Source organism: Pararhodobacter zhoushanensis (genome assembly GCF_003990445.1).
GTDB classification, from domain to species: Bacteria; Pseudomonadota; Alphaproteobacteria; order Rhodobacterales; family Rhodobacteraceae; genus Pararhodobacter; species Pararhodobacter zhoushanensis.
The window spans coordinates 1-3,110 of the sequence record NZ_REEZ01000002.1; the positions used below are offsets into that span (position 1 = coordinate 1).

The window sequence follows — 3,110 nt, forward strand, 5'->3', positions numbered from 1 at the left end:
GCCAGGATCAAACTCTCAAGTTGAAACGCCGTTACCAGCGTATCCTTGACGAGCGAACCTCTGCACATCACAGGTCAGCCGAAGCCGACCCTTCATTTCTTTCCGTTTTGTGCTCAAGTTCCCATCGGAAACAAGAACCGCAAAACAGTGAAGCTGACACTCACATCATCGGCCGAAACCTAGTGAGCTGATATACAGACGTCCGATCCATCGAACTGGACCAAACCGCCCGCATATCCCTTCAAATAACCAAATTGTCAAAAAGCAGAGGACAAAAATTCCAGCGCGCTTCCGATCTTCATCGGCTGCGCTGCCGTTCTTCCCATCTTCCCGCGTCGTCTCCGCCGCGTCCCTCGGCGTCTCCGCTTCGGTGAGGCGGTATCTAGGCAATCCTCAAAATACCCGCAAGAGGAAAAAGCACGGATTGCCAAAAATACGTCACATGAACGCGCGAATTATCGCTACAAGATTGATAATACTAGAAAATTTCTTTCACGACTTTCCAGCTTCCGCCCCGCACCCCCGGATTTGTGGTCTTGGCGTGGTCAGCCACAACATGCTGACGACGCCCCGGATCGCCCCGTCAAACAGACCGTTCACCCCCCTGCCGCACGCCCTGCAATGGCGAGGCAAAGACGCGTTGCGACCTGCATATCCTGGGCGGAAATCCATTCGAGCGGGCCGTGGATGTTCTGCATGCCGGTGAAGAGATTGGGGCACGGGACGCCCATTTCGGTGAGTCGCGAGCCGTCGGTGCCGCCCCGAATCGGAATCGACACCGGGTCGAGGCCCAGATCGCGCGCCGACTCATACGCCAGATCGACCGGAGTGCGGTCTGATTCCAGCCAGTAGCGCATGTTGCGGTATTGGGGCGTGATGGTGCAGGTGATCTCGGCGCGGGGTTCGGTGGCGGCGACGGCTTCGCAGACCTGACGCAGCAGGGTGCCTTTGGCCTCGAGCCCTTCGCGCTCAAAATCGCGCAGGATGAAGGTGATCTTCATCTCGGCGGCGCTGCCCTTCATGTCGGTCGCGTGGATGAAGCCCTCGCGGCCTTCGGTAGTTTCCGGGGTCATCGTCGCCTGCGGCAGCGTCTGGATCAGTTTGCCCGCCAGATGGATCGCGCTGACCAGTTTGCCGGTGGCATAGCCGGGGTGGATGGAGACGCCTTTGATGGTCACCACGGCCCCATCGGCAGAGAAGGTCTCGTCCTCGATCTCACCGACCTTCCCGCCATCGAAGGTATAGGCGAAGTCGACGCCGAGGTCTTTGGGGAGCTGGGCATCCACGCCGCGGCCAATCTCTTCGTCGGGCGTGAAGGCCAGCCGCAGGGTGGGGCGCGGCAGGTCGGGGTTGGCCAGCAGGTGGCGGGCGGCGGTCATGATGATGGCGACGCCGGCTTTGTCGTCGGCCCCCAGCAGGGTCAGACCGCTGGCGGTGATCAGGTCGTGGCCCTGCTTCTGGGCCAGGTAGGGGAAGGCCTCAGGGGTCAGGGTCAGCGCGGGATCGTCGGGATAGGTGATCGCGCCGCCGTTGTAGCCCTTGATCACGCGGGGCTTCACGCCTGTCGCGTTGAACTGGGGGGCGGTGTCGACATGGGCGAGGAAGCCGATGGTGGGGCCTGCGACCGTGCCGGGGATGGTGGCGAGGACCGCGCCGTAGGGGGTCAGCTGGACATCCTGCGCGCCCAGCGCGGTGAGTTCATCAACCAGCAGGCGCTGCATGTCGAGCTGGATCTCGGTGGAGGGGCTGGTCGGGCTGTCGGAATCGGACTGGCTGTCGATGGCGCAATAGCGGGTCAGGCGGTCGGTGAGTTCAGCGGTGAAATCGGTCATGGGTGGCCTCCGTTTGACGGGATGAGGCCCGGCGGGAAGCGGGAAGTCAAGACTTCCGCGAGGGGGTGTCCCCTGATGGGACATTTTCTGAAACCAATAGATTCAACGGGTTAGGAGCGCCGATTCAGGTTTCGGTAACGCTTGTCCCCTGCCCGGTCGCAGCATCCCTGCGCGCACGGCGCATAAGATACCACACGATGAGCCGATGTGCCGGCGCAACGGGCAGCATGTAAGCCCGCCCGAAGAGGTTATGCGTCACCACCGAGGAGGTGATCGACAGCCGCAGGCCCTCAACCGTGATCGAGGTCATCACGTCCAGATGCCGGTCACGCTCGGTCAGGACCAGAAGCTGTGGCGTGACTTCTTCCACCAGAAAGAACTCGACGCGGTCGCCGACAGCTACGGTCTCGGCCACGCGCCCACGAAAGCCGCCCAGCTGCTTGATGCCAAAGCGGGCCGAGATGGCGTCGCGGATGCGGAAGGCCAAGGCAAACAGCGGGATGGGCCGGGCATTCAGGAAGCGCCACGCCTGCAACGGCGTCATCGGCCGGGGAAGTTCCATCGACTGGATGTCGAGAAAGGCCAGCTGCGCCAGGGGGGCGACGAGGCGCAGATTGACGGGCGGGTCGGTGGGCAGGGTTCTGGGCATGATATCGAACGTCGCGAAGCTTTGACTCTATGCTGCTGATTTTCTGAAGCCAATCAAGGGGCCGTGTCGCGCTATAGTGGCCCGAACGTCAAGCACGTCTGACCTACAGCGACCCTTCGGAACGGTTTGGGGCAAGGCCCTCTGTGCGGACAAAGCTGACCCTCCCGCCGACGCGTACGACAACTGCTTTTCAAAGAACTTTTGATGCCGTATTGCTCTTCGCATGGCAAAACGTGACGATTTTAAAGTACCCGTAATAAGAAAAATTGCACAACGTGCAGGTTATCGATGTTCAAATCAGACCTGTTTGCGCCCGACCATCGGGCCGGACGGGGCGGACGAAAGCGCCAGCATTGGTGTTGCCGCGCACATTACAGCCGCTGCTGAGGGAGGGCCAAGGTATGAACCTTCTTTGACAGCAGAGGAACGAGCCGCTGCCGAAAATGGTATTTGGCTCTGCCAAACCTGTAGCAGGCTAGTAGACGTGGATGTCACCAGTCACTCTATTGATCAGCTTAGGGAGTGGAAAACCCTAGCTGAGATGCGTGCGTATCTAGGCTCAGGACCCATTAATCGTCTTGCGGACTGCTTGGCTGCGTGATTCATGCTCGCGAACTGATGGGGGCAAT

At 60.6% G+C, this 3,110-nt stretch carries 2 protein-coding genes; both read right to left on the minus strand.

Features of this window, described 5'->3' with window-relative positions; genetic code table 11:
• Positions 1-596 precede the first annotated feature (596 nt).
• Entirely contained in the window at positions 597-1,832 is a 1,236-nt protein-coding gene (gene pepT, locus EAE28_RS04615; RefSeq protein WP_127104670.1) for a peptidase T, read from the minus strand.
• Between the two features lie 124 nt (positions 1,833-1,956).
• Positions 1,957-2,481, minus strand: coding sequence for a DUF2867 domain-containing protein (locus EAE28_RS04620; protein ID WP_127104671.1), 525 nt, complete (start codon positions 2,479-2,481; stop codon positions 1,957-1,959).
• Positions 2,482-3,110: the final 629 nt, after the last annotated feature.

Coding starts and splice junctions, on each gene's coding strand:
- pepT (WP_127104670.1), bottom strand. CDS start 1,832: ATGACCGATTTCACCGCTGAACTCACCGACCGCCTGACCCGCTATTGC.
- EAE28_RS04620 (WP_127104671.1), bottom strand. CDS start 2,481: ATGCCCAGAACCCTGCCCACCGACCCGCCCGTCAATCTGCGCCTCGTC.